Annotated in this window: 32 protein-coding genes; 31 read left to right on the forward strand and 1 reads right to left on the reverse strand. The window is 44.2% G+C overall.

Features of this window, described 5'->3' with window-relative positions; all coding sequences use genetic code 11:
• Positions 1-4: 4 nt before the first annotated feature.
• The 29 genes from rpsS (at position 5) to FHS57_RS21710 (ending at position 17,739) form a co-directional block, all read left to right on the forward strand.
• A complete protein-coding gene (gene rpsS, locus FHS57_RS21570) occupies positions 5-283 on the forward strand; it encodes a 30S ribosomal protein S19 (RefSeq protein ID WP_028523586.1) in 279 nt (92 codons plus the stop codon).
• A 17-nt stretch (positions 284-300) separates the two neighbouring features.
• The gene (gene rplV / locus FHS57_RS21575) at positions 301-669 is read left to right on the forward strand and encodes a 50S ribosomal protein L22 (RefSeq protein WP_051397943.1); all 369 of its coding nucleotides are present in this window, start codon (positions 301-303) and stop codon (positions 667-669) included.
• 16 nt (positions 670-685) lie between these two features.
• On the forward strand, positions 686-1,498 hold the full coding sequence (gene rpsC, locus FHS57_RS21580; RefSeq protein WP_183977332.1) for a 30S ribosomal protein S3: 813 nt from the start codon (positions 686-688) through the stop codon (positions 1,496-1,498).
• A 50-nt stretch (positions 1,499-1,548) separates the two neighbouring features.
• Positions 1,549-1,983, forward strand: a complete 435-nt coding sequence (rplP, locus tag FHS57_RS21585; protein WP_122932845.1) for a 50S ribosomal protein L16 — start codon at positions 1,549-1,551, stop codon at positions 1,981-1,983.
• 11 nt (positions 1,984-1,994) lie between these two features.
• The gene (gene rpmC, locus FHS57_RS21590; RefSeq protein ID WP_028523590.1) at positions 1,995-2,195 is read left to right on the forward strand and encodes a 50S ribosomal protein L29; all 201 of its coding nucleotides are present in this window, start codon (positions 1,995-1,997) and stop codon (positions 2,193-2,195) included.
• 39 nt (positions 2,196-2,234) lie between these two features.
• Positions 2,235-2,513 carry a 30S ribosomal protein S17 gene (gene rpsQ, locus FHS57_RS21595; RefSeq protein ID WP_028523591.1) on the forward strand — a complete coding sequence of 93 codons (279 nt, stop codon included), beginning with the start codon at positions 2,235-2,237 and terminating at the stop codon, positions 2,511-2,513.
• 2 nt (positions 2,514-2,515) lie between these two features.
• Positions 2,516-2,884 (forward strand): 50S ribosomal protein L14, encoded by a 369-nt coding sequence (rplN, locus tag FHS57_RS21600; RefSeq protein ID WP_028523592.1) that lies wholly within the window; start codon positions 2,516-2,518, stop codon positions 2,882-2,884.
• 3 nt (positions 2,885-2,887) lie between these two features.
• Entirely contained in the window at positions 2,888-3,241 is a 354-nt protein-coding gene (gene rplX / locus FHS57_RS21605) for a 50S ribosomal protein L24 (RefSeq protein WP_028523593.1), read from the forward strand.
• Positions 3,242-3,300: 59 nt separating this feature from the next.
• On the forward strand, positions 3,301-3,855 hold the full coding sequence (rplE, locus tag FHS57_RS21610; RefSeq protein ID WP_183977334.1) for a 50S ribosomal protein L5: 555 nt from the start codon (positions 3,301-3,303) through the stop codon (positions 3,853-3,855).
• Between the two features lie 27 nt (positions 3,856-3,882).
• A complete protein-coding gene (gene rpsN / locus FHS57_RS21615) occupies positions 3,883-4,152 on the forward strand; it encodes a 30S ribosomal protein S14 (protein WP_028523595.1) in 270 nt (89 codons plus the stop codon).
• 78 nt (positions 4,153-4,230) lie between these two features.
• Positions 4,231-4,629: a 30S ribosomal protein S8 gene (gene rpsH / locus FHS57_RS21620; RefSeq protein ID WP_037300144.1), complete on the forward strand. Its 399-nt coding sequence runs from the start codon at positions 4,231-4,233 to the stop codon at positions 4,627-4,629.
• A gap of 16 nt (positions 4,630-4,645) precedes the next feature.
• Positions 4,646-5,203: a 50S ribosomal protein L6 gene (gene rplF / locus FHS57_RS21625; RefSeq protein WP_028523597.1), complete on the forward strand. Its 558-nt coding sequence runs from the start codon at positions 4,646-4,648 to the stop codon at positions 5,201-5,203.
• A gap of 29 nt (positions 5,204-5,232) precedes the next feature.
• Positions 5,233-5,586: a 50S ribosomal protein L18 gene (rplR, locus tag FHS57_RS21630; RefSeq protein WP_028523598.1), complete on the forward strand. Its 354-nt coding sequence runs from the start codon at positions 5,233-5,235 to the stop codon at positions 5,584-5,586.
• Between the two features lie 6 nt (positions 5,587-5,592).
• Positions 5,593-6,108, forward strand: coding sequence for a 30S ribosomal protein S5 (rpsE, locus tag FHS57_RS21635; protein WP_028523599.1), 516 nt, complete (start codon positions 5,593-5,595; stop codon positions 6,106-6,108).
• 12 nt (positions 6,109-6,120) lie between these two features.
• Positions 6,121-6,300, forward strand: coding sequence for a 50S ribosomal protein L30 (gene rpmD / locus FHS57_RS21640; RefSeq protein WP_028523600.1), 180 nt, complete (start codon positions 6,121-6,123; stop codon positions 6,298-6,300).
• Positions 6,301-6,314: 14 nt separating this feature from the next.
• Complete coding sequence (gene rplO / locus FHS57_RS21645) at positions 6,315-6,761, forward strand: 50S ribosomal protein L15 (RefSeq protein ID WP_122932842.1); 447 nt, start codon at positions 6,315-6,317, stop codon at positions 6,759-6,761.
• A 62-nt stretch (positions 6,762-6,823) separates the two neighbouring features.
• A complete protein-coding gene (gene secY / locus FHS57_RS21650; RefSeq protein WP_183977336.1) occupies positions 6,824-8,137 on the forward strand; it encodes a preprotein translocase subunit SecY in 1,314 nt (437 codons plus the stop codon).
• An 8-nt stretch (positions 8,138-8,145) separates the two neighbouring features.
• The gene (map, locus tag FHS57_RS21655) at positions 8,146-8,940 is read left to right on the forward strand and encodes a type I methionyl aminopeptidase (RefSeq protein ID WP_183977338.1); all 795 of its coding nucleotides are present in this window, start codon (positions 8,146-8,148) and stop codon (positions 8,938-8,940) included.
• A gap of 21 nt (positions 8,941-8,961) precedes the next feature.
• The gene (gene infA / locus FHS57_RS21660) at positions 8,962-9,180 is read left to right on the forward strand and encodes a translation initiation factor IF-1 (protein WP_013927416.1); all 219 of its coding nucleotides are present in this window, start codon (positions 8,962-8,964) and stop codon (positions 9,178-9,180) included.
• 92 nt (positions 9,181-9,272) lie between these two features.
• A complete protein-coding gene (gene rpmJ / locus FHS57_RS21665; RefSeq protein ID WP_028523604.1) occupies positions 9,273-9,389 on the forward strand; it encodes a 50S ribosomal protein L36 in 117 nt (38 codons plus the stop codon).
• Positions 9,390-9,397: 8 nt separating this feature from the next.
• A complete protein-coding gene (gene rpsM / locus FHS57_RS21670; protein WP_028523605.1) occupies positions 9,398-9,775 on the forward strand; it encodes a 30S ribosomal protein S13 in 378 nt (125 codons plus the stop codon).
• Positions 9,776-9,860: 85 nt separating this feature from the next.
• Complete coding sequence (gene rpsK, locus FHS57_RS21675) at positions 9,861-10,256, forward strand: 30S ribosomal protein S11 (protein ID WP_183977340.1); 396 nt, start codon at positions 9,861-9,863, stop codon at positions 10,254-10,256.
• 103 nt (positions 10,257-10,359) lie between these two features.
• A complete protein-coding gene (rpsD, locus tag FHS57_RS21680) occupies positions 10,360-10,971 on the forward strand; it encodes a 30S ribosomal protein S4 (RefSeq protein ID WP_028523607.1) in 612 nt (203 codons plus the stop codon).
• A 131-nt stretch (positions 10,972-11,102) separates the two neighbouring features.
• The gene (locus tag FHS57_RS21685; RefSeq protein WP_028523608.1) at positions 11,103-12,092 is read left to right on the forward strand and encodes a DNA-directed RNA polymerase subunit alpha; all 990 of its coding nucleotides are present in this window, start codon (positions 11,103-11,105) and stop codon (positions 12,090-12,092) included.
• Positions 12,093-12,203: 111 nt separating this feature from the next.
• Positions 12,204-12,947, forward strand: a complete 744-nt coding sequence (rplQ, locus tag FHS57_RS21690; RefSeq protein WP_028523609.1) for a 50S ribosomal protein L17 — start codon at positions 12,204-12,206, stop codon at positions 12,945-12,947.
• Positions 12,948-13,066: 119 nt separating this feature from the next.
• Positions 13,067-14,167: a glutamine-hydrolyzing carbamoyl-phosphate synthase small subunit gene (gene carA / locus FHS57_RS21695; RefSeq protein ID WP_183977342.1), complete on the forward strand. Its 1,101-nt coding sequence runs from the start codon at positions 13,067-13,069 to the stop codon at positions 14,165-14,167.
• 113 nt (positions 14,168-14,280) lie between these two features.
• Positions 14,281-15,936 carry a carboxylesterase/lipase family protein gene (locus FHS57_RS21700; protein WP_183977343.1) on the forward strand — a complete coding sequence of 552 codons (1,656 nt, stop codon included), beginning with the start codon at positions 14,281-14,283 and terminating at the stop codon, positions 15,934-15,936.
• An 83-nt stretch (positions 15,937-16,019) separates the two neighbouring features.
• Positions 16,020-16,940 carry a bile acid:sodium symporter family protein gene (locus FHS57_RS21705; RefSeq protein WP_183977344.1) on the forward strand — a complete coding sequence of 307 codons (921 nt, stop codon included), beginning with the start codon at positions 16,020-16,022 and terminating at the stop codon, positions 16,938-16,940.
• A gap of 25 nt (positions 16,941-16,965) precedes the next feature.
• Entirely contained in the window at positions 16,966-17,739 is a 774-nt protein-coding gene (locus FHS57_RS21710) for an SDR family NAD(P)-dependent oxidoreductase (RefSeq protein ID WP_183977345.1), read from the forward strand.
• Positions 17,740-17,810: 71 nt separating this feature from the next.
• Here FHS57_RS21710 and FHS57_RS21715 read toward each other — a convergent pair whose 3' ends face one another.
• A complete protein-coding gene (locus FHS57_RS21715) occupies positions 17,811-18,053 on the reverse strand; it encodes a type B 50S ribosomal protein L31 (RefSeq protein WP_183977346.1) in 243 nt (80 codons plus the stop codon).
• A gap of 140 nt (positions 18,054-18,193) precedes the next feature.
• On the opposite strand from FHS57_RS21715, the gene FHS57_RS21720 reads away from it, so the two are divergent.
• Together FHS57_RS21720 and FHS57_RS21725 are read left to right on the forward strand one after the other, a co-directional pair.
• On the forward strand, positions 18,194-20,302 hold the full coding sequence (locus tag FHS57_RS21720; RefSeq protein WP_183977347.1) for a molybdopterin oxidoreductase family protein: 2,109 nt from the start codon (positions 18,194-18,196) through the stop codon (positions 20,300-20,302).
• Positions 20,303-20,347: 45 nt separating this feature from the next.
• Positions 20,348-24,382, forward strand: coding sequence for a S8 family serine peptidase (locus FHS57_RS21725; RefSeq protein WP_221225695.1), 4,035 nt, complete (start codon positions 20,348-20,350; stop codon positions 24,380-24,382).
• Positions 24,383-24,420: the final 38 nt, after the last annotated feature.

Below are 24,420 nucleotides of genomic sequence, written 5' to 3' on the forward strand. Positions count from 1 at the left end.
ATAAATGGGACGTTCGATAAAAAAAGGACCATATATTGATTTCCGTCTGCAAATTAAAGTAGATGCCATGAATGATTCAGGCAAGAAATCAGTAATCAAGACTTGGTCAAGACGCAGTACAATCTCCCCAGATTTTATTGGTCACACTTTTGCAGTACACAACGGAAACAAGTTTATCCCAGTGTACGTAACCGAAAACATGGTTGGGCATAAGTTGGGCGAATTCTCTCCTACGCGCAATTTCCGTGGGCACATTGCCAAAAAGGACAAAGGTAAGCGATAGTAATAGTCACAAAGAAAATGGAAGCAAGAGCTATATTAAGAAACGTACCCACTTCACCTCGTAAAATGCGGTTAGTAGCCGACATGATTCGGGGCCAGAAAGTGAGCCGCGCATTGGCGATTTTGCAGTATCAGCCACAGGCTGCCGCTCCGGTTTTGAAAAAAGTTTTGATGTCAGCCGTAGCTAACTGGCAACAGCTCAACGAGGATACTAAACTTGAAGACGCTGAACTGTATGTAAAGACAGTATTCGTTGACGGCGGTACTATGTTGAAGCGTCTGCGTCCGGCTCCTCAAGGCCGTGCCTATCGCGTTCGTAAGCGTTCAAACCACATTACACTTGTGGTAGATGATGCATCAGCAGAATTAATCCAACAAGAAGCCTAAAAATTTTCAATAACGAATGGGACAGAAAGTTAATCCTGTAGGTCTGCGACTCGGTATCGTCCGTGGTTGGGAATCAAGCTGGTACGGCGGACGTGAGTTTGCTGACAAGTTGATTGAAGATGAGCAGATCCGCAAATATATTTCCGCTCGTATTCCAAAAGGCGCCATCTCTAAAGTAGTAATTGAACGTACTTTGAAGCGCATTACGCTTACGATTCACACGGCTCGCCCAGGTATCGTAATCGGTAAAGGTGGAAACGAGGTAGATAAAATCAAAGAAGAGCTTAAAAAGATTACGGGTAAAGATATCCAAATCAACATCTACGAAATCAAGCGTCCTGAAATTGATGCTAAATTGGTAGGTGAATCAATCGCTCAACAACTTGAAAACCGTATCTCTTATCGTCGTGCCATGAAGCAAGCAATTTCTTCGGCAATGCGTGTAGGAGCACAAGGTATCAAAGTTCGTGTCTCAGGTCGTCTAGGCGGTGCTGAAATGGCACGTACCGAAGAGTACAAAGAAGGTCGCGTGCCTTTGCATACACTTCGTGCTGATATCGATTACGCTATCTCAGAAGCTTTGACCGTCTATGGAAAGATTGGAATCAAAGTATGGGTTTTCAAAGGTGAAATCTTTGGAAAGCGTGACTTATCACCAATCAGCGGTGGTGCAGCAGCAGCAGAACGTAGCGGTGGAAATGACCGTGGCGGAGAGCGTGGCGACCGTCGTAGAGGTGGTGGTGACCGCGAAGGTGGTGACCGTCGTGGTGGAAACGGTGGCGGCAATAAAAACCGCAACAACAACAACAACCGTAACAAGAAAAAGTAATTATCGAAAGCAAACGGGTCTTAGTTGACACCGAATAATACTGCTGAACCATGTTACAACCGAAAAGAACCAAGTTCCGCAAACAACAAAAAAGCAAAGGGTCTGAAAAAGGCATGGCTACTCGTGGCCACCAAATTGCTTTCGGTACGTTTGCCATTAAAGCGCTCGAACCTGGCTGGATTACAGCCCGTCAGATTGAGGCAGCTCGTATCTCAGTTACCCGTGCAATGAAACGTGAAGGTCAAGTGTGGATTCGTATCTTCCCAGATAAGCCAATCACAAAGAAGCCTCTCGAAGTACGTATGGGTAAAGGAAAAGGTGCTCCTGAGTATTGGGTAGCCCCAGTAAAAGCGGGTACAATCTTATTTGAAGCCACAGGTGTGTCACTCGAATTAGCTAATGAAGCTCTTCGTTTAGCCGCTCAGAAGCTTCCCGTTAAGACTAAGTTCGTAGTTCGTCGCGATCATCAAGAAGAAGCAGAATAAGTATTAGTCAAATGAAAAATAGTGAAATAAAAGCGCTAACGGTAGAACAATTGACGCAAACTATTGCTGAAGAGCAAGATCGTCTTTTAAAGTTAAAGTTTGCTCATGCCGTATCTCCGATCGAAAACCCGATGCGTATTCGCAATACGCGCCGCCTAATAGCTAGGTTGATCACGGAATTGTCGGCTAAAAATAAAGTCGCAAGCGCGTAATAATGGTCAGGAGACCCCAATTGTAAAATAACCGACACAATGGAGGCAGCAGCACAAACAACCGTAGAAAGAAATTTACGCAAAGTCAGAGTTGGCCGCGTAGTAAGCAACAAAATGGAGAAATCTTGCGTTGTCGCGGTAGAGCGTAAAGTAAAGCACCCGAAATACGGTAAGTTTATGAAAAAAACTACCAAATTAATGGTGCATGACGAAAATAATGAGTGTGGCATTGGCGATACAATTCGCGTAATGGAAACACGCCCACTCAGTAAGAATAAGCGTTGGAGATTAGTCGAAATCATTGAAAAAGCGAAATAACAATGGTACAGCAAGAATCAAGACTGTCTGTTGCTGATAATAGTGGAGCGAAAGAAGTACTTGTCATCCGTGTATTGGGTGGTACTGGCAAGCGCTACGCATCTATCGGTGACAAAGTTGTGGTGACAGTTAAACAGGCAATTCCTTCGGGCAACATAAAGAAAGGTACAGTTTCTAAGGCCGTTGTTGTTCGTACCAAGAAAGAAATCCGTCGTAAAGATGGTTCTTACATTCGATTCGAGGATAACGCCGTCGTGTTACTCAACAACCAAGACGAACCACGTGGTACCCGTATTTTTGGGCCCGTTGCTCGTGAGTTGCGTGAGAAAAACTTTATGAAAATTGTTTCATTGGCACCTGAAGTATTGTAAGCAATGGAAAGAAAATTCAACAAACAGCCCAAGTTGCACATTCGTACTGGAGACTCAGTAGAAGTGATAGCTGGTAACTCAAAAGGCCAGTCGGGCAAAATCACCAAAGTGTTGGTTGAAAAACAGCGTGCGATTGTGGAAGGTGTTAACCTTGTCACAAAACACGTTAAGCCAACTGCCGCGAATCCTCAAGGTGAGCTTAAAAAGATAGAAGGATCAATTCATATCAGTAACTTGATGTTGATTGACCCAGCTACTGGTAAGCCAACCCGCACAGGACGCAAGCTCAACGAGCAAGGGAAACTACAGCGCTATTCAAAAGAATCAGGGAAATTTATCCCAGATCCTTCAAAGTAGTTTTCGTTTGTCACTTATAAATTAACTGTGGGTCGGAAATCCACAAACTAATAATCAAAATGGCAACTACGAGATTAAAAGAGAAATACACGAAGGAAGTCGTTTCTCACTTGCATGAGAAGTTCCAATACAAATCAATTATGCAAGTACCACACCTTGATAAAATTGTTATCAATAAAGGTATTGGTGCTGCTGTATCTGACAAGAAATTGATTGATGCTGGATTGGAAGAAATCACACTTATTGCAGGTCAGAAGGCAGTTCCAACAATGTCTAAGAAGGCGGTCTCTAACTTTAAGTTACGCGAAAAAATGCCAATCGGCGTGAAAGTAACGCTTCGTGGAGACAAAATGTACGAATTCTTAGATCGTCTAACAAGCATCGCTTTACCACGTGTTCGTGACTTCCAAGGAATTAGCGACAAAGGCTTTGATGGCCGCGGTAACTACACATTCGGTGTAAAAGAGCAAATTATCTTCCCTGAAATTCAAATTGACAAAGTGAATAAGATTTCAGGTATGGATATTACATTCGTAACCTCTGCAAAGACAGATGAAGAAAGCTACGAATTGTTGAAATCTCTTGGTATGCCCTTTACAAAAGGTAAAAAATAAGAATCCCTTTTTCAACGAAATAAGGAAATGGCGAAAGAATCAGTAAAAGCAAGAGAATTGAAAAAGCAAAAGCTAGTTGCTAAGTACGCTGAAAAGCGTGCTGCTTTGAAAGAAGCTGGTGACTGGGAAGGTTTAGACAAATTGCCACGTAGTTCATCGGCAGTTCGTTTGCATAACCGTTGCCGCCTTACAGGCCGTCCAAGAGGATACATGCGCAAGTTTGGTATTTGCCGTGTTGTTTTCCGCGAAATGGCTTCTCAAGGAAAAATTCCTGGCGTAACCAAAGCAAGTTGGTAAAAATCGCTTTTGTTTTCAAAATCAATTCCGTAACTTTGCAGCCCTTTTACAGAAGGGAAGCAACAAATCAGTAGAGAAATGATAACCGATCCCATAGCAGACTATCTGACGAGAATCAGAAACGCCATAAGGGCGAAGCACCGGGTTGTGGAAATACCTGCTTCTAACATTAAGAAGGAGATTACTAAGGTACTCTACGATAAAGGCTTTATCCAGAACTACAAGTTCGAGGAGACAGGCCCGCAGGGTACTATTAAGATTGCCTTGAAATACAACCCAGTAACAAAGCAGTCTGCCATTGTTGATTTACAACGTGTAAGTAAGCCAGGACTTCGTAAGTACTCTGGTTCAGCAGAAATGCCACGCGTTTTGAATGGTCTTGGCGTTGCAATTGTATCTACCTCAAAAGGGGTAATGACTGACAAAGAAGCTCGCGTACTTAACGTGGGTGGAGAAGTGCTGTGTTACGTTTACTGATAAAACCTGAAAGAAAATGTCACGTATAGGAAAGAAGCCGATAACGCTACCTGCAAACGTTACAATATCAGTGTCAGACGATAACGTCGTGACCGTTAAAGGGCCTAAAGGCTCATTAACTCGTGATATTGACCGTGATATCAAGGTGGAAGTAGAGGGCAGCGAGTTGACAGTTGTTCGTCCAACTGAGCAAAAACGTCACAAAGCATTGCACGGACTTTACCGTGCACTCATTAATAACATGGTTGTGGGCGTAAGCGAAGGGTATAAAGCACAATTAGAAATTGTAGGGGTAGGTTACAAAGCCTCTGTTAACAATAATATTTTGGAGCTTAGCCTTGGATACTCACACGGTATCTATTTCGCAGTACCTTCAGAAGTGAAGGTAAGCGCAACGATGGAAAAAGGACAAAACCCGAAAGTATTCTTAGAGTGTATTGATAAGGAACTACTCGGGCAAATCGCGGCGAAAATTCGTTCGTTCCGCAAGGTTGAACCTTACAAAGGTAAAGGTATTCGTTTTGTGGGTGAGCAAATCAGACGTAAGGCTGGTAAAGCTGCTGCTAAGAAGTAATCAGTAATCTGAAAAAATTGTAAGCAATCATGGCTTCAGTAAAAAGCGAAAGAAGACAGCGCATCAAATACCGGATTCGGAAAAAAGTAGAAGGAACTTCAGAAAAGCCTCGCCTTTCTGTTTTCCGCTCAAACGCTCGTATTTATGCGCAGGTAATTGATGATACAAAAGGTCTAACATTAGTCTCTGCTTCATCTCTTGAACTTGATGCTACAAAAGCGAGTGTCAATGTTGAAGATGCAAAGAATGTAGGTCTTAAATTGGCCGAAAAAGCACTCGCAGCAGGCGTAAGTGCGGTTGTATTTGACCGCAATGGTTATTTGTATCATGGGAAAGTAAAAGCATTGGCAGACGGCGCTCGTGAGGGTGGTCTCAAATTCTAAAAAGATATGTCAAACAGTATCAAACCTTTGAAATACAACGAAGCTGACCTTAAAGAAAAGGTAGTAGCTATCAACCGTGTTGCCAAAGTAGTAAAAGGTGGACGCCGCTTTAGCTTCTCTGCAATCGTAGTCGTTGGAGATGGCAAAGGCGTTGTAGGTTACGGATTAGGAAAAGCTAACGAAGTAACTGACGCCATTGCAAAAGGAATTGAAGACGCGAAGAAAAACCTCGTGCAAGTTCCACTTCTTAAAGGAACAGTTCCTCACGAAATGCACGGAAAATTCAGCGGTGGCTTAGTATTTGTTAAGCCAGCAGCTCCAGGTACTGGAGTTATCGCAGGTGGTGCGATGCGTGCCGTATTAGAAGCCGCAGGTGTACACGACGTATTAGCCAAGTCAAAAGGTTCTTCTAACCCTCACAACGTAGTGAAGGCAACAATTGACGCGCTTCTTAAAATGAGAGCTCCGCACCAAGTTGCATTCCAACGTGGAGTAAAGTTGGCCACAGTGTTTAATGGATAATCTTTTGAGACAATGTCAAAGATAAGAATTACACAAGTTAGAAGTATGATTGGCCGTCCAGGAGACCAGAAACGCACTCTTGCTGCTTTAGGTCTTGGCAAAATCAATCGTAGTGTCGAGATTAATGTGAATCCAGCCCTTGAAGGTATGATTCGCAAGGTAGATCATTTAGTGAAAATTGAAGAGATTTAATCCGCGATATAGCAATGAATCTTAGCGCATTGAAACCAGCTTCAGGCTCGGTAAAAACAAAAAAACGTTTGGGTAGAGGTCAAGGTTCAGGAATGGGCGGAACTTCTACACGCGGACACAAGGGGGCGCAGTCTCGTTCGGGATATAGCCAAAAAAGTCACTTTGAAGGTGGACAGATGCCGCTTCAAAGACGAGTACCTAAATTCGGTTTTAAGAATATCAACCGCGTTGAATACAAAGCTCTTAATTTGGATGCAATCCAAGCAGTTGTTGAAAAAACAAATGCTACTGTAATCGATATTGAGACACTTTACAGCAATGGATTGGTATCTAAAACAGACTTAGTAAAAGTGCTTAATCGTGGCGAATTAAAAGCTGCTGTTGAAGTAAAAGTTCACGCTTTTTCTAAGACTGCTGCCGAAGCTATCGAAAAAGCAGGTGGTAAAGCGGTTACATTATAATCTTGATTCAAAAGATTTTCGTAACTTTGCCTGATTTTTTACACAGGTAAATCTAAAAACGCATGAAACGGTTTATACAGACCTTAAAAAATATCTTTTCAATCGAAGAGCTTAGAAGTAGAATTCTTTATACTCTTCTATTGATCGCGGTCTATCGCCTTGGTTCGTACATCGTACTTCCAGGTATTGATAGTGACAAGCTTGAGGTGAATAATTCAGGTCTTTTAGGCTTATTAGATACCTTCCTCGGTGGTGCATTTACGAAAGCATCTATCTTTGCGCTAGGTATTATGCCTTACATTTCTGCGTCAATTGCCATTCAGTTATTGACAATGGCGTTGCCTTACTTTCAAAAAATGCAGAAAGAAGGAGAGTCTGGACGGAAGAAACTTAATCAGATTACGCGTGTATTAACAATCTTTGTTACCATCGCACAATCGGTAAGTTATTTACAAACAACCATCTCTTCGGAAGCTTTATTGATTGATCGTGCAGCTTTCACCATTTCAGCCGTGTTTATCCTTACTGCAGGAACAATATTCTGTATGTGGTTAGGTGAACGTATCACTGACAAGGGAATTGGAAACGGAACATCAATGTTGATTATGATTGGGATTGTGTCTCGTTTTCCAAAAGCAATTGTTCAGGAAGGTGCTTCACGCGGTAGTGGTGGTCTGTTGATTTTTGTTGCAGAAATTGTTGCTCTCTTTGTGGTGGTAATGTTTGCAGTAGCATTGACTCAAGCAGTACGTCGAGTACCTATTCAGTATGCAAAACAGGTGGTTGGTAACAAGGTAATGGGGGGTCAACGCCAGTACTTGCCTTTGAAACTTAACACGTCAGGAGTAATGCCAATCATTTTTGCGCAAGCATTGATGTTTATCCCATCACTAGTGGCTGGTTTGTTTGCAGAGAAAAGTGATGTAGCTAGTTCTATTGCTACAACATTCAACGACTACACGACTTGGCAGTACAATGTATTGTTTGCAACTTTGATTATTGTCTTTACTTTCTTTTATACGGCGATTGCTATTAGCCCACAACAAATATCAGACGATATGAAGCGTGGGGGTGGTTTTATCCCAGGTGTAAAACCGGGTATTGCTACATCTGATTTCATCGCTACTGTATTAGACCGAATCACATTGCCAGGAGGGATTTTGTTAGCAGTTGTTGCTATCTTACCATCACTTGCAAGTATGTCAGGTATGACAAGAGAGTTTTCTCAATTCTTTGGTGGAACTTCGCTTCTTATCTTAGTAGGTGTTGTACTTGATACATTACAACAAGTAGAAAGCTACTTATTGATGAAGCATTATGAAGGCTTGATGAAGTCAGGGCGCGTGAAAGGACGTACTGAGACTGTAGCTGCCTAATAAAGAAGATGATTTTTCTCAAGTCAGAAGAAGAAGTACTACTCATTAAGGAAAGTGCCCAGCTGTTAGGCAAAGCACATGCAGAAGTAGCTAAATGGATTAAACCAGGCGTGGCTACAAAGCAGCTCGATAAAGTTGCTGATGAGTTTATCAGAGACCATAAAGGGCATCCGTCATTTAAAGGTTACAATGGTTTTCCCTCGGCACTTTGTATTTCTTTGAATGATATTGTGGTTCACGGTTTTCCAAGCCAGTACCAACTAAAGGAAGGCGATATTATTTCGATTGATTGTGGCGTAAAGTTAAATGGGTTTCATAGCGATAGTGCTTATACATATCCGATTGGAAATGTGAGTCCTGAAGTTTCAAACCTCCTTAAAAGAACAAAACAGTCGCTTTATTTAGGTATTGAACAAGCAGTTGAAGGCAAACGAGTAGGAGATATAGGATATGCTGTCCAAACCTATGTTGAAAAGTTTGGATACGGTGTTGTAAGAGAATTAGTTGGGCATGGTGTAGGCCGAAACCTGCACGAAGGACCAGAAGTTCCAAATTACGGAAAAAAAGGACAAGGCCCTCGGCTAAGAGAAGGAATCGTTATTGCTATCGAACCAATGATTACACTTGGAAAACGTAATGTAGTTCAAGAAAAAGATGGTTGGACGATTAGAACAACGGATAGAAAACCAGCGGCTCACTTTGAACACACAGTATTGGTTCGAAAAGGTAAAGCTGAAATTCTTACAACGTTTAAGTATATCGAAGAAGTAACCCAAAATACGACGTTAATGGTAAGCGTCTAATTTTCCTTACCAAAAGAGTATATGGCAAAACAAGGACTCATCGAAGTTGACGGAATAATCGTAGAAGCACTCTCAAATGCAATGTTTAGAGTACAACTCGAAAACAAGCATGAAGTAATTGCTCACATTTCCGGAAAGATGCGAATGAATTATATCAAGATTTTGCAGGGTGATCGAGTGAAATTAGAGATGTCGCCTTATGACTTATCTAAAGCTCGAATTATCTATCGGTATAAATAAAGGTAACAACTTGATAATAGATAGTAGGGCTTTAAGTAGTTCGTTTTGATTTTGAAAGTCCTATCGTCTAAAATCCAAAATCAAATACAAAAATGAAAGTAAAAGCGTCTATTAAAAAGCGCAGTGCTGAATGTAAAGTGATTCGCCGTAAAGGTAAACTTTACGTGATCAACAAGAAAAATCCCAAGTACAAACAAAGACAAGGATAATTTAAGATATGGCACGTATTGCAGGTGTTGACATTCCAGACAAAAAACGTGGCGAAATCTCGCTTACTTACATCTTCGGAATTGGACGTAGCTCCGCTCGTAGAATTTTGGAAAAAGCTGGAATTAGTTACGACAAAAAAGTAGCTGAATGGTCGGACGAAGAAGCTAATGCTATTCGTGGAATCATTAATGGTGAATTTACTACTGAAGGCGCCCTTCGCTCAGAAGTTCAGTTGAGCATCAAGCGCTTGATGGACATCGGTTGTTACCGTGGCTTGCGTCACCGTAAAGGTCTTCCTTTGCGTGGACAAAGAACGAAGAACAATAGCCGTACTCGTAAAGGTAAGCGTAAGACTGTAGCGAATAAGAAGAAGGCTACGAAGTAATTCATAATTGTTAACTGTTGTCCGTTATTTGTTTGAAATAATGAGTAGGATAACAGATAACTGCTAACAGATACCGATTAAAACAATGGCTCAAAATAAGCGTAAGGATAAAGCAAAAAAGCGCGTTGTACAAGTGGAGCAAGTGGGTCAAATTCACATTAGAGCTTCCTTCAACAACATTATCATCTCAGTTACCAATTTGTCTGGTCAAGTTATCTCTTGGGGATCAGCTGGTAAAATGGGCTTCAAAGGCTCAAAGAAAAATACGCCCTATGCTGCCCAAACAGCCGCTCAAAGCTGTGCCCAAGTAGCATATGACCTTGGAATGCGTAAAGCAGAAGTGTTTGTAAAAGGACCAGGTTCTGGACGTGAGTCTGCTATCCGTACCGTACAAAACGTAGGTATTGAAGTGACTACCATCAAGGACATTACTCCACTACCTCACAATGGCTGCCGCCCTCCAAAGCGCAGAAGAGTATAATCTTTAAGATTTTATAACACCGTACGAACAATCAGCAATTTGGACACTGGGGTTGCTAGATTGTTCCTACGGTAATTTTTGTGTTTATTCTAAATCAATTCACATGGCACGTTATACAGGTCCGAAATCGAAGATTTCACGTCGTTTTGGTGAGGCTATCCTAGGGCCAAGCAAAGCACTTAGTAAAAAGAACTACCCTCCAGGCCAACACGGCAGAGGGCGTCGTAGCAAGAAGTCAGAATATGCACTTCAATTGCAAGAAAAACAAAAGGTAAAATATACTTACGGTATTTTGGAGCGTCAGTTCCGTAACCTTTTCCACCGTGCAGCAGTACGTGAAGGTATCACAGGTGAAAACTTGCTTAAACTTTGCGAAGCACGTCTTGACAACACAGTATATCGTTTAGGAATTGCTCCTACTCGTCGTGCTGCTCGTCAGTTGGTTACTCACAAACACATCACTATTGATGGCGAAGTCGTAAACGTACCTTCGTACTCGTTGCGCCCAGGCCAAGTAGTTGGCGTTCGTGAGAAATCAAAATCACTTGAAACTATCAACGATAGCATCGTAGCTCGTACAGCTGCCGCAAAACGTTTTAACTGGCTTGAGTGGGATAACGGTTTGATGGTTGGTAAGTTTGTTCAGTACCCAGAACGTGATCAGATTCCTGAAAACGTGAACGAGCAAGCTATCGTCGAATTGTATTCGAAATAGTCTTAAATTATTCTACAAAACCCTTGTGGGGTGGATTACCACGTCAAGGGTTTTGTTTTTGTATGTTTAGAAAAACATACTTTTTTGCGGTTAATAACCGCTCTTCGGACTCTAAAAAAACTGCTAATCCTATGTCTATTTTAGCATTCCAAATGCCTGACAAGGTCGTAATGGAAAAAGCCGACGACTTTCACGGGTTGTTTGAGTTCAAGCCGCTGGAAAAAGGTTTCGGTGTAACAATAGGAAATGCGTTACGTCGTATCCTGCTTTCATCGCTGGAAGGCTACGCTATCATTAGCGTTCGTTTTCCAAGTGTTCTTCATGAATTCTCTTCGATTGAGGGAGTTGTTGAAGATGTTACCGAAATCATCTTGAACCTCAAAATGGTTCGTTTCAAGAAGGTTTCGGAATTGGTTGATAACAAAATCTCGGTAAGTGTGAAAAACCAATCGGTGGTGACAGCTGGCGACATCGCTAAGTTTACATCATCGTTTCAGGTTTTGAATCCTGACCTCGTTATCTGTCACATCGACGACCAAATGACTTTCGAAATGGAGATTATCCTTGAGAAAGGTCGTGGTTATGTCCCTGCTGACGAACCTCGTACATTGGAATTACCGATTGGTCATATTCCAATTGACGCCATTTACACACCAATCAAAAACGTTAAGTACAGCGTAGAAAATACGCGCGTAGAGCAGAAAACTGACTACGAAAAACTACTTATTGAGGTTACCACGGATGGGTCTATCCACCCAGAAGAAGCCCTCAAAGGCGCTGCTTACATCTTGATTCAACACTTTATGTTGTTCTCTGATCAAACGATGACGTTTGAAACTCAGAAAAATGACGAAGTGAGCGAAGTAGATGAAGAAATGTTGCGTATGCGTAAGTTGTTGAAAACGCCTTTGGCTGACCTCGACTTATCAGTACGTGCTTATAACTGTCTTAAATCGGCAGACATCAAAACTCTTGGTGATTTGGCTAGACTCGAAGTGGCTGATATGATGAAGTTCCGTAACTTCGGTAAAAAGTCATTGACTGAGTTGGAGCAATTAATTGCTGAGAAGAATTTGACGTTTGGTATGGACGTAGCGAAATACCGCCTCGACGAAGACTAAAATCTTTCGACCTTTCTCTGCAAAGAGAAAGGTCTTTTTATGTATTGTTCAACCGGTTAGTATTCTGAAGCGCGGTTGCCGCAGCTCGAAGCTAATCAAAAACTCAAACTAATGAGACACGGTAAAAAAGACAACCATTTGGGGCGTACCTCCTCACACCGTAGTGCCTTACTACGTAACATGGCTTCGTCATTGATTATCCACAAGCGTATCGAAACTACTTTAGCGAAAGCAAAAGAACTCAAAAAATATGTTGAGCCCCTTTTGACTCGCTCTAAAGAAGATACTACGCACAACCGCCGTATCGTTTTCTCTTACATCCCTGAGAAAGAGGTTGTAAAAGAATTGTTCAGTACAGTTGCTGACAAAATCGCCAACCGTCCTGGAGGTTACACTCGTATCATCAAATTGGGTACTCGTCAAGGTGACGCTGCCGAAGTTTGTATGATTGAGCTAGTTGACTTCAACGAAACGCTCCTCGCTGCGGTTGAAGAAAAAGCAGCAAAAACACGTCGTAGTCGTCGTGGTGGTAAAAAAGCTGAAACTGAAGTAAAAGCTTCTGCACCAGTTGTGGAAGAAGTTGCTGCTGAAACAGCGGAAGTAACTGCTGCTGATGACCTTGAAATCATCGAAGGAATTGGTCCAAAAATTGCAAGCGCGCTTGTAGCAGCGGGTGTAACAACCTTTGCTCAATTGGCAGACTCAACTCCTGAAGCAATTCAAGAAATCGTATCGGCTGCAGGTATCGGTTCTAAGAGCCCTGCCACATGGCCTCAGCAAGCTGCCCTCGCTCGCGATGGTAAATTTGATGAATTGAAAGCTTGGCAAGACGAATTAAACGGAGGCCAAGAATAACTTTTCTCAGAATTACTTTTATAAAATGAAGAAAAGTTAAAATACAGAAGGGGTTAAACGAAAGTTTAGCCCCTTTTTTTGGAAATTTGCAAAACAAATTATTCAACACCAACTAAAAAATGGGTTCTCAACAACCAGCACTCTTACTTCTCGAAGACGGAACAGCCCTCAGAGGGTTGGCGCTTGGCAAAATTGGTACAATGGGTGGCGAAATTTGCTTCAACACAGGTATGACTGGCTATCAGGAAATTTATACTGATCCTTCGTACTTTGGGCAAATTGTGGTCAACACCAATTCTCACATTGGTAACTACGGTGTACAGTTGGACAGCGAGGAAGAATCAAATTCTGTAAAAATTAGCGGGATGGTTTGCAACTCTTTCTCGCGTATTTATTCTCGCAAAACAGCTGACTTTTCGCTCCAAACGTATTTTGAAAAAGCAAATATCGTTGGAATTAGCGAAGTGGATACCCGCCAATTGGTACGTCACGTTCGCCAACAAGGGGTAATGAACGCAATCATTTCGTCCGAAATCTTGGACGAAAAAACACTCATGGAGCACTTAAAAGAAGTGCCTAACATGGCAGGTTTGGAGTTGTCGTCGGTAGTTTCTACGAAAGTGCCTTACTTCATGGGCGATGAAACAACGGCGCAGTACCGAATCGCGGTGATGGATTATGGTATCAAAAAAAGTATCCTTTTGAACATGACGCAACGCGGCTGCTACTGCAAGGTGTTCCCAGCTAAAACTCCTTTTGAAGAAGTGATGGCTTGGAATCCTGACGGTTTCTTTATCTCAAATGGCCCGGGTGACCCGTCGTCAATGCCGTATGCTGTCGAAACAGTTCAGAAGTTTTTGGGTACCAACAAACCCATTTTTGGAATTTGTTTGGGGCACCAAATCCTTGCGTTGGCAAGTGGAATTTCTACTTACAAAATGCACCACGGTCACCGCGGATTGAACCACCCCGTGAAAAACTTCCAAACGGGACTTTGTGAGATTACTTCACAGAACCACGGTTTTGCAGTAAGCCCAGAAGAAATCGAAGCGCATCCTGATGTGGAAGTGACGCACATCAACCTCAATGATAAAACCATTGAAGGCATTAAGCGGAAAGATAAGCCTGCATTTTCAGTACAGTATCACCCTGAAGCATCGCCAGGCCCGCACGATTCACGCTATTTGTTCGACAATTTTATTGAGTTGTTTAAAGCATAAAAAATCAAAGTAATATCCAAAAAACTCCCCAAATCCTTGGGGAGTTTTTTGCTTTAAAAGGCTTTTGTAAAGTGTTGACTTTTACCAGTTCACTCTTAAATACGTTTCACTTTATGAAAGCTAATCGCCGAAGTTTTATTCAGACGCTGGGGCTTAGTGCCGCAACGGCGGGAGTAAGTACCCCGCTTGCTTCTAGTGCGCAACCAATCAACGTTCAGCCAAAAGAGGATGAGCAAATTTTATTTGTTGGCGATAACATCGCCGTCGCAAATACAGCCTATGGCCGAGTCAGAGGGTTTATTTTGAGAGGTGTTCATACTTTTCTAGGAATCCCGTATGGGGCAGATACCTCGGGTGCAAATCGGTTTATGCCACCTCAAAAACCAACGTCGTGGACGGAGGTGCGTCCTGCTGTATGGTGGGGAAATACGGCACCTCAAATCATGGAAAAGCGGTATGCTGACCAATACGCTTCATTTGTTGACCATTGGAACTACGACGATGTAAGCGAAGATTGCCTTCGGATAAATGTCTGGACGCCTGCATTAGATACCAAAAAACGCCCAGTCGTTGTATGGCTGCACGGCGGTGGATTTGTTAATGGAAATGGTATCGAGCAAGATGGGTATCATGGAGAGAACTTGAGTCGAATGGGGAATGTCGTATTTTGTTCCCTCAACCACCGTCTTGGGGCGTTAGGTTTTACCAGCATCGCGGGAGTAGGAGGTGAAAAGTTTGCTGCTTCAGGTAATGTTGGTATGTTAGATATTGTTGCAGCCCTTGAATGGGTACGGGACAATATCGCCAACTTTGGAGGAGATGCCTCTAACGTTACAATCATTGGACAATCGGGCGGTGGGGCAAAAGTTTGCACCTTGATGGCAATGCCATCGGCCAAAGGGCTGTTTCATAAAGCGGTGGCATTGAGTGGGTCATCGTTAGGAGGGGTAAACAAAGAATACGCCGAGAAATTGGGGGCAATGGTGCTCAAAGAAGCGGGGCTAGGCGCGAATGAAATTGATAAATTACAGCAAATACCGTGGCGTGAGTACATAGATATTGCCAATCGTGCCGTAGCCAAAATGGCCGAAGAGGCAAAGCGGTTGAACCTAACGCGAGGAGGGTTTAGTCCTGTAGCAGATGGAACGTTTTTATCGGCGACGCCTTTTTATAGCGATTCGGCGCACTTTTCAGCCGATATTCCGATGATTATCTCCACAACCTTCAACGAACAGTCGCCGAGTAGGGTTGATTCCGCACTCGAAAAAGTATCGATGAATGATGTCAAAGAAAAATTGAAAGTGCGTTTTGGCGAAAAGTCGGGAGAAGTAGCGGATGCTTATTCAAAAACATTCCCTGATAAAAAGCCAGTCGAAATTTGGTCGATGATATTAAGTAATCGTAAAAATGCAATTGCGACTGCCGATGCCAAGGTAAAACAAAAAGCGCCTGTGTATGTGGCTTGGTTTGGGTGGCAACCCCCTCTTTTTGATGGGCGAATGCGGGCTTTCCACTGCGACGATATTTGTTTTTGGTTTTATAATACCGATTTGATGCTCACGCACACGGGTGGGGGAGCGCGACCAAGACGGCTTGCAGAGAAAATGGCCAAATCGTTTGTCAATTTTGCACGGACAGGAAACCCCAACGGAGGTGGCCTGCCCAATTGGCCACAATACACCACAGGAAAAGGAGAAACAATGATTCTTGATGATGTACCAGTAGTAAAAAATGACCCCGACCGCGACGCAAGAAAGTCGTTAGCATAACCTGTTATTTGCAGGGTATTTTTGGCCGTACCTACGCTTTTGTGGGTGCGGCTTTTGCCTAATTTTATATTCCTTAACCTCACATGAAAAATTACCTTTATACCTTATCCATCATTGTAGCGGCAACACTTGCCCTATTTTTCCCTCAAACTTTTACCCAAATTGGGGACTTTCAATTAAAAACCCTTATCGTTCCGCTCTTGCAGATTATCATGTTTGGCATGGGAACGACCATGAGCCCAAAAGACTTTGAAGCGGTTGTGAAATCTCCCAAAAGTGTCATCATTGGCCTTGTTTGTCAATTCACTATTATGCCCTTGGTGGGTTATACTTTGGCCGTAAGTTTTGATTTTCCTGCTGAAATTGCGGCGGGAATAATTCTAATTGGTTGTTCACCGAGCGGTTTAGCCTCAAACGTGATGGCGTACATTGCCAAGGCAAATGTGGCTTTATCGCTGACTATTACTTCTTGTGCAACCCTGATGGCTCCCATTCTTACTCCTCTTTTGATGAAATTATTGGGCGGGTCATTTATCGAAATTGATTTTATGAAGATGATGATTGAAATCCTAAAAATCATCATTTTGCCCATCGGTGTGGGGTTGGCCGTGAATAAAATCTTTAGAAACCAAACCGCATTTCTAAACAAATACATGCCTTTGGTTTCAATGGCAGGAATTGCCGTTATTATTTGTATCATTACGGCTGCAGGACGAGAGAGCTTGTTGAAGGTAGGAGGGATACTCATTGTGTGTACATTGATTCATAATTTGACAGGGTATGTGTTGGGGTATTGGAGCGCGCGATTATTGAAACTTCCCGAACAAGATTGCCGAACAGTCGCTATTGAAGTAGGTTTGCAAAATGGAGGTTTAGCCTCAGGAATTGCGCTCCAAATGGGGAAAGTAGCAACGGTAGGTTTAGCTCCAGCATTGTTTGGCCCAATTATGAACATTACAGGGTCATTGTTGGCGAGTTGGTGGAGTAAAAAACCAACCGAATAAGTAGGTAGAACTAAGAAGCGAATACATGAAAGAAAAAGAGTTTAGTGGCCAAGTAGCGATTGTAACGGGGGCTGGCCAAGGAATTGGCCTAGAAATAGCCCGTCAGTTGGCAGAACGGGGAGCGGCGGTTGTGCTAAACGACCTCGATCAAACATTGTCGGACGAAGGAGCGCTTGCCATTCAGCAGCAAGGAGGAAATTGTATCAGTTATCCAGGAAATGCGGCCGACGTTGATTTTGTGCAAGCAATGGTAGCCGAGGCTGTGAAGGTCTTTGGAAAACTGACGACAGTCGTGGCAAATGCAGGTATGACGACGTTTGGTGACTTTTTTGAGTATCGCCCAGAATCGCTTCAGCAGCTGTTAGATTTGAACATTAGGGGTAGTTTCTTCCTGACCCAAGCGGCGGCGCGTCAGATGCGCCTACAGGGGCAAGGAGGGCGTGTGTTGTTGATGTCGTCGGTAACAGGCCACCAAGCACACCAATTTTTGGCAGCTTATGGCATGACCAAAGCGGCCCTCGAAATGCTAGCGAAGAGTTTGGTGGTGGAGCTGTCTCCCTATGGGATTACCATTAATGCCGTAGCACCAGGCGCGACAATGACGGAACGCACGGCTGAAGATCCAGCCTATAACCAAACGTGGAGTAAAATTACACCCATGGGGCGCCCTGCAACTGTGCAAGATATTGCCAATGCGGCATTGTTTCTGGTCTCGCCAGGGGCAGGCCACGTGACTGGGCAGTCGTTGGTTGTAGATGGAGGCTGGACGTCGGTGAGCCCGTCGCCTTATCATTCGTAGCTTTCACATGGACACAAAAAAAGGAGCTGTTTTGGCAGCTCCTTTTTTTGTGGTAAAAAAACGAACAAGAATTATCTCTTTCCGTATTTTCTAAGGAATTTGTCAACACGACCAGCCGTGTCAAGCAATGTATTTTTACCAGTGTAGAACGGGTGTGACTGAGAAGTTACCTCGGCCTTGAACACAGGGTAAGTTTTTCCTTCAAACTCGATAGTGTCTTTTGTTGGGGCGCAAGAACGTGTTACGAACTTGTCATCAGTTGCTAAATCCCAAAATACGATTTCTCTGTAATCTGGATGAATTCCTTTTTTCATTTCTGTATCAGCGCTTTATGATGTTACGATGCTTTGTTTCAAAACGGGACGCAAAGATAGTAACTTTTTGAAAATCAAAAAAGTATCCTCCCAAAGAAGTTTGGTAAAAATATTTATATTGCATCAAACGAATGTAAAGTATGACAAATTCGAGTGTACATTATCGTGCATGTAATCTTTGCGAGGCCATTTGCGGCCTTGAAATCCACTACACGGGTCATCAAGTGGTTTCGATAGCAGGAGATAAAAGCGATCCGTTTAGCCGTGGGCATGTTTGTCCCAAGGCCGTGGCATTGAAAGATATTTATGAAGATCCCAATCGTTTGAAGAAACCCGTGCGCCGAACCGCTGCTGGATGGGAGGAAATAACGTGGGAAGAAGCGTTGGAGGAAGTCGCGGCCCGTTTGGGGAAAATTCAGGCAAGTGATGGCTCTGATGCAGTCGCAATGTATGCGGGAAATCCATCGGTGCATAATTCTGGGACGTATTTGGCAGGAACGAATCTGATGAGGGCGTTGAAGACAAAAAACATTTTCTCTGCCACTTCGGCCGACCAATTACCCCACCATTTTGCTGCTTGGCAGCAGTTTGGACATCCCTTTTTACTACCCATTCCTGACATTGATCGTACCGATTTTTGGTTGATTTTGGGAGCCAACCCCCTTGCCTCTAATGGAAGTTTGATGACCGCACCTGACGTGGCAAATCGTTTGAAAGCGATTCAACAGCGCGGTGGCAAAGTGGTGGTCGTTGACCCGCGTTATACCGAAACTGCCACCAAGGCCGACGCCCATTTCTTCATTCGTCCTGCTACGGATGTATTCTTATTGTTGGCTATGTTACAGGTGATTTTTGAAGAAAAACTAGAAAAAGTGCCAGCCTATGCTGATGGATTGGAGGAGTTGAAAGCGCTAGTAGCGGCTTTTTCACCTGAACAGGTAACTGAACGTACGGGGATTGAAACAGCACACATTCGACAGTTGGCTAGGGAGTTTGCCAATGCCCCATCGGCGGTTGCGTATGGGAGAATTGGGTTGTCAACCCAAGCTTTTGGAGGCGCTTGTCAATGGTTGGTGAATGCCCTCAACTGTGTCACTGGAAACCTTGATAAAGCGGGTGGAGCCATGTTTACCCAGCCTGCCATGGATATTTTAGCTGCCTCCAAAGGGGAGTACAACAAATACAACCGTTACCAAAGTCGGGTACGTGGATTGCCTGAGTTCATGGGTGAACTTCCCGTTTCGACCTTGGCAGAAGAAATTTTGACGGAAGGTGAGGGACAAATAAAAGCGCTGATTACGAGTTGCGGAAACCCAATTCTCTCGACGCCAAACGGGCAGCAGTTGGATCGGGCGTTTGAAACGTTGGAATTTATGGTTTCCATCGACATCTATATCAATGAAACAACCCGCCATGCCCACCTCATTTTACCCCCTGCGACAGGCTTGGAAGTAGCGCATTATGATTTGACTTTTAATGCCTTGGCCATCCGAAATGTAGCACGATGGTCGGAGCCATTATTTTCCAAAGAAACAGGTACGAAATATGATTGGGAGATTTTTCAGGAACTAACAGCTCGTTTGACGGGCCATTATTCTCCCTCATTTACTCCCGAAGACCCGCACGCAAAAGTCGATTTAGCCCTGCGTTTTGGGAAATATAAATTAAGTTTAGATACGCTTCGACAACATCCGCACGGCTTGGATTTGGGAGCTTTAGAACCCTGTTTACCCGCACGTTTGCAGACTTCAAATAAAAAAGTTGGGTTGGCGCCACCGTTATTGGTCAAAGATGTAGAACGAATCAAAAAAGCGTTGGCACAACCTGCGTCTTCAGATTTTGATTTATTGCTTATCAATCGACGCCATGTTCGAGATAACAATTCGTGGATGCACAATTCAGAACGCTTGGTGAAGGGACGTAACCGTTGTACACTATTGATGCACCCACAAGATGCCCAACAACGAGGGATTGAAACGGGAGCGAAAGTCGAGGTACTATCACGGGTAGGAGAACTGAAGGTAGAGGTGGAACTGACCGAAAAAATAATGCGAGGGGTGGTGAGTTTGCCGCACGGTTATGGGCATGGGCGAGGCGGAGTTAGGCTAAATGTGGCGCAGGCTCACGCAGGGGTTAGCGTAAATGACTTAACGGATGAACAAGTGCTGGATGACTTGACGGGGAATGCAGTATTTGGAGGCGTGCCAGTACGTGTACAAAACTGCTATGATTTGCGGAGTTTTGTATAACTTCAAGCCCCATTTTCACGTTTTAAAAAGAAAAATCGCTTCATCATGCACTTTCGTTTTTACTTGATTTTCTGTGTGTCGGCACTGATTGGGTCAACTATGTATGCCCAGCGCTCGCCACTATATTCGACCGAACAGCAGCAAAAGATTAGAAATGTACGACAATCAATTGATAATCAATACCGACTAGCGGCGGCTGAGTTGCAGCAATTAGCAAAGAAGAATAATTGGGTAGAACGACAGTCCTTTCCCGATGGGTCGGTGATGATTCTGGCAGGGGTAAGCGAAACGGGACAACCTTTGTATGATATTACCACGACCAACGTTGGGGCTGCCTTCACAACACGCACAAATACACTTTATAACGATGGCGGCCTTGGACTAAATTTGACAGGAGGTAGTGCGCCGATGAAAGACCGCTTGGCAATATGGGACGGTGGACAGGTACTTGGAACGCACACCGAACTGGCAGGGCGTGTGACTCAGGTAGATAATGTTACAACGACAGATGCCCACGCTACGCACGTCAGTGGAACCATGATCGCAACGGGGGTGAATCCTCGGGCTAAAGGAATGTCGAATGCCGCGACGCTTTTGGCCCATGATTTTAGCAACGATACCCCAGAAATGGTCAACTTGGCCCCTGATGTGTTGATTTCTAACCATTCTTACGGAACAGTTTCTGGCTGGCGTTATAATTCAGCCCGCCCTGGTACCGATGTGAACCGTAAATGGGAATGGTACGGCGATTCAACGGTTAATGAGCAATACGACTATAAAATGGGGTTCTACGACACCCGCGCGCGAGAATGGGATCGTGTTGCTTATAACGCGCCCTATTATTTAATTGTCAATGCCGCAGGAAATGCAAGAGGCTCAAATGGCCCTCCTGCGGGAACGCCGTATTTTTTGGGAGGCTCAACTCGGACTAGCACCATCCAACGAGCTAATCAGGATGGATATGATTTGATTGCGACCTACGGGAATGCCAAAAATATCTTGACGGTGGGTGCGGTGAGTGTGTTAAGCAATGGCTACAACCAAATTTCAGACCCCCGAATTTCAAGTTTTAGTAGTTGGGGACCGACGGACGATGGTCGCATTAAACCCGATATTGTAGGCGTTGGAGTGAGTGTTTTTTCGACAACGTCCACGTCCAATAACGCTTATACAGTGCTCAGTGGCACCTCAATGGCATCGCCAAACGTATCAGGGTCGTTGTTTTTGTTACAGGAACTTTATCAGCAGCAAAACAAGAAATTTATGCGTTCGTCAACGCTGAAAGGCTTGGCAATTCATACCGCCGACGATGCGGGTAATCCTGGGCCTGACTATCAATATGGCTGGGGGCTTTTGAATATGAAGCAGGCTGCCGAAGTGATATTGAACCGTGATTTGAACCATGTATTGACAGAGCGTACGCTGGCGATCAATGAAGTTTATAGTACGCAAGTGGTTGCGTCGGGACGTGGTCCGTTGGTGGCTACCATTTGCTGGACGGACCCCGAAGCCCAAGCGAGTAGCGTATCGGCGGCGAATTTCAACAACCGAACTCCCAAACTAATTAATGACCTAGACATACGTGTGAGTGATGGAACGATGGAATCGCTGCCTTGGATACTAGATCCGAATCAACCGTCGGAGAATGCAACGCAGGGTGATAATATTCGGGATAACGTCGAACAAATACGTATTACCAATCCCGTTCCTGGGCGTACTTATACAATTACCGTAAAGCACAAAGGAACCACGTTAACCAATACATCACAGGCTTATGCCTTGATTGTGAGTGGAATAGGCGGGAAGGTGTTTTGCGAATCGAAGGCAAATTCAAACGCAGATACCAAAATTGCCCAAGTGACATTCGGCAATGTGGTGCAAGCAGGAAAAGAGGGTTGCCAAGACTACAGCGATTTTACAACGCAAGTAGTCGCTGTGGCGGCAGGACAAACGTTGCCATTGGAAGTGAAACTAACAAGCTGTGGCGGCGATTTTGACAAAGTAGTAAAAGCATTTGTGGATTGGAATGGTGACGGTGATTTTGACGACCCCAATGAAAATGTGGCAACGTCGGATGTACTAAAAGGTAATGCGACATTCAAAGCGGATGTAAAAGCGCCTTCTGGGTTAGTGGTAGGAAATTTGGCACGTGTTCGGATTGTATGCGTCGAAACCAACACACCTTCGTCGGTGGTGGCGTGCGGAGTCTATGCCAAGGGCGAAACGCAAGAATACCTAGTCCGTTATGTCCGTCCAACGCGGGATGTAGCCTTGGCGTCGTTGGTAACTCCAGAAAATAATTTTTGTGGTAACCAACTGAAGAATATCACCGTACAGGTGAGAAATGTAGGAACCGAAACGCAACAAAATATCCCCGTTTCGGTGCAAGTGCGGGATGCCTCTGGTGCATTGGTTGGAACAATAAACGGGAATGTTAATCAAGCGATTGCTCCTTTTTCAACGGCTACGATGACACTCTCTGATGCACTGTTAAGTAAATTGGTGTCTGGTCAAAATTACCAGTTTATTTGCCGTACTAACCTTGCAAATGATCAAGATACGGCCAATAACGTTCTTCGTGAGGTTCGGACTGTTGCCGCCGTTCCAACGGTTACTTTGGCCACCGCGACTTACTGTGATACGGATCCGTTATCCTTGATTTCGCGGGATTCGGGCACGGCTTTTTGGTACGATAGTCCCACGGAAGCAAAGCCATTTGCGATTGGAAATTTTGCAAGTAGCTCGTTGAAAGTCCCCAACGGAACATTTTATGTGGCATTAAATGACTTCAGTGGGAATGTAGGCCCAGCATCTAAGTCGCTTCACGGAGGAGGGTCTTACGCGGGAAATTTTGGCCCTGCGCCGTTGATTAAAACCGAAGTACCTTTGATTCTTGAAAGTGCCCGATTATACACGGCTACGTCGGGTCGATTGACTTTTACCGTCATGGGGCTGGACGACCGATTCGTGTCGAGTACGACAATAGACGTGACGGCCAGCCGAAACCCCAATGTACCGAATACGGGCGCACCTGCGGGACAATATGCGGATGACCCTTCGGACGAAGGGAAAGTCTATCCGCTCAATCTGTCGATTCCGCAAGCGGGGAATTATAAAATCACCATTGAATACGAAAACGGTGCCACGATTTACCGTAGCAATGTGGGGGTCACGGGTTTCCCGTATAGCATTCCTGGGGTGATTGCGTTGCGCGGAGCGCTGTTTGCCCAAAACAATACCGTGGATACCCTTACCAATGCGTATTATTATTTGTACGATTTGAAAGTTAAATCATTTGGCTGTCCGAGTGAAAGAGTGGCAATTGCCGCCAAAACCGCTACTAAGTCCACCCCAAGCATTAGTTTTGACGGGGCTGCGAGTATTTGTGAAGGTAGTTCTCTGACCCTGAAAGCACCAGTAAATGCGGGGATTTATCAGTGGTATTTCAACAGTCAGCCAGTTAGCGGAGCCGTCGGCAACAGTTTTGATGCAATCCAGGCGGGTAATTATGCGGTAAGCACTTCGGTCAATAATTGTTTGCCAACGTTATCGACGCCCGTCGCCTTGACTACCCGTAAGCCCGAGAAGCCTACCATCACCGTTGTGGATGGAATTACGCTTCGTTCTAATGCGACGACAAGTAATCAATGGTTGATCAATGGTTTGCCAATTCCTGGCGCAACGTCGGCTACGTTTACGGCGTTTCAAACGGGCAGTTATTCCGTAAGGGCCAACGTGAGTGGCTGCGGAGAAGTGGTATCGGATGAAGTCAGAATTACCATTACAGCTTTGGAGGACAATGCTACCTCGACCGTTGCAACCTCTAGGGTGTATCCCAATCCTGCGCACGCATTTTTGGTATGTGAATACGTACCGCCGACCAATACCAAACCGACAGCCATCAGAGCAACGCTCTACGACTTAGGCGGCCGAATGGTAGGACAACAGCAAATGGAAAAAATTGAAAAAACATTTCGGACGCAGTTTAACGTAACTTTTTTGCAAAGCGGTACGTTTTTTGCTATATTCGAAGAGGAGGGTACACCAATGCGCGTTGTGCATACGATACAGAAGCTTTAGAGCGCGCGCTGTACTTGATAGGAATGGCAATTATTTTA

The organism is Runella defluvii (assembly GCF_014195535.1).
GTDB classification, from domain to species: Bacteria; Bacteroidota; Bacteroidia; order Cytophagales; family Spirosomataceae; genus Runella; species Runella defluvii.

Coding starts and splice junctions, on each gene's coding strand:
- FHS57_RS21700 (WP_183977343.1), top strand. CDS start 14,281: ATGAAAGCTAATCGCCGAAGTTTTATTCAGACGCTGGGGCTTAGTGCC.
- rpsS (WP_028523586.1), top strand. CDS start 5: ATGGGACGTTCGATAAAAAAAGGACCATATATTGATTTCCGTCTGCAA.
- rpsC (WP_183977332.1), top strand. CDS start 686: ATGGGACAGAAAGTTAATCCTGTAGGTCTGCGACTCGGTATCGTCCGT.
- rpsM (WP_028523605.1), top strand. CDS start 9,398: ATGGCACGTATTGCAGGTGTTGACATTCCAGACAAAAAACGTGGCGAA.
- infA (WP_013927416.1), top strand. CDS start 8,962: ATGGCAAAACAAGGACTCATCGAAGTTGACGGAATAATCGTAGAAGCA.
- carA (WP_183977342.1), top strand. CDS start 13,067: ATGGGTTCTCAACAACCAGCACTCTTACTTCTCGAAGACGGAACAGCC.
- FHS57_RS21685 (WP_028523608.1), top strand. CDS start 11,103: ATGTCTATTTTAGCATTCCAAATGCCTGACAAGGTCGTAATGGAAAAA.
- rpsH (WP_037300144.1), top strand. CDS start 4,231: ATGATAACCGATCCCATAGCAGACTATCTGACGAGAATCAGAAACGCC.
- rplF (WP_028523597.1), top strand. CDS start 4,646: ATGTCACGTATAGGAAAGAAGCCGATAACGCTACCTGCAAACGTTACA.
- rpsN (WP_028523595.1), top strand. CDS start 3,883: ATGGCGAAAGAATCAGTAAAAGCAAGAGAATTGAAAAAGCAAAAGCTA.
- rplN (WP_028523592.1), top strand. CDS start 2,516: ATGGTACAGCAAGAATCAAGACTGTCTGTTGCTGATAATAGTGGAGCG.
- rpsK (WP_183977340.1), top strand. CDS start 9,861: ATGGCTCAAAATAAGCGTAAGGATAAAGCAAAAAAGCGCGTTGTACAA.
- rpsD (WP_028523607.1), top strand. CDS start 10,360: ATGGCACGTTATACAGGTCCGAAATCGAAGATTTCACGTCGTTTTGGT.
- rpmJ (WP_028523604.1), top strand. CDS start 9,273: ATGAAAGTAAAAGCGTCTATTAAAAAGCGCAGTGCTGAATGTAAAGTG.
- FHS57_RS21705 (WP_183977344.1), top strand. CDS start 16,020: ATGAAAAATTACCTTTATACCTTATCCATCATTGTAGCGGCAACACTT.
- rplQ (WP_028523609.1), top strand. CDS start 12,204: ATGAGACACGGTAAAAAAGACAACCATTTGGGGCGTACCTCCTCACAC.
- rplO (WP_122932842.1), top strand. CDS start 6,315: ATGAATCTTAGCGCATTGAAACCAGCTTCAGGCTCGGTAAAAACAAAA.
- secY (WP_183977336.1), top strand. CDS start 6,824: ATGAAACGGTTTATACAGACCTTAAAAAATATCTTTTCAATCGAAGAG.
- rplR (WP_028523598.1), top strand. CDS start 5,233: ATGGCTTCAGTAAAAAGCGAAAGAAGACAGCGCATCAAATACCGGATT.
- FHS57_RS21715 (WP_183977346.1), bottom strand. CDS start 18,053: ATGAAAAAAGGAATTCATCCAGATTACAGAGAAATCGTATTTTGGGAT.
- rplP (WP_122932845.1), top strand. CDS start 1,549: ATGTTACAACCGAAAAGAACCAAGTTCCGCAAACAACAAAAAAGCAAA.
- map (WP_183977338.1), top strand. CDS start 8,146: ATGATTTTTCTCAAGTCAGAAGAAGAAGTACTACTCATTAAGGAAAGT.
- rpmD (WP_028523600.1), top strand. CDS start 6,121: ATGTCAAAGATAAGAATTACACAAGTTAGAAGTATGATTGGCCGTCCA.
- rplX (WP_028523593.1), top strand. CDS start 2,888: ATGGAAAGAAAATTCAACAAACAGCCCAAGTTGCACATTCGTACTGGA.
- rpmC (WP_028523590.1), top strand. CDS start 1,995: ATGAAAAATAGTGAAATAAAAGCGCTAACGGTAGAACAATTGACGCAA.
- FHS57_RS21720 (WP_183977347.1), top strand. CDS start 18,194: ATGACAAATTCGAGTGTACATTATCGTGCATGTAATCTTTGCGAGGCC.
- rplE (WP_183977334.1), top strand. CDS start 3,301: ATGGCAACTACGAGATTAAAAGAGAAATACACGAAGGAAGTCGTTTCT.
- rpsQ (WP_028523591.1), top strand. CDS start 2,235: ATGGAGGCAGCAGCACAAACAACCGTAGAAAGAAATTTACGCAAAGTC.
- rpsE (WP_028523599.1), top strand. CDS start 5,593: ATGTCAAACAGTATCAAACCTTTGAAATACAACGAAGCTGACCTTAAA.
- FHS57_RS21725 (WP_221225695.1), top strand. CDS start 20,348: ATGCACTTTCGTTTTTACTTGATTTTCTGTGTGTCGGCACTGATTGGG.
- rplV (WP_051397943.1), top strand. CDS start 301: ATGGAAGCAAGAGCTATATTAAGAAACGTACCCACTTCACCTCGTAAA.
- FHS57_RS21710 (WP_183977345.1), top strand. CDS start 16,966: ATGAAAGAAAAAGAGTTTAGTGGCCAAGTAGCGATTGTAACGGGGGCT.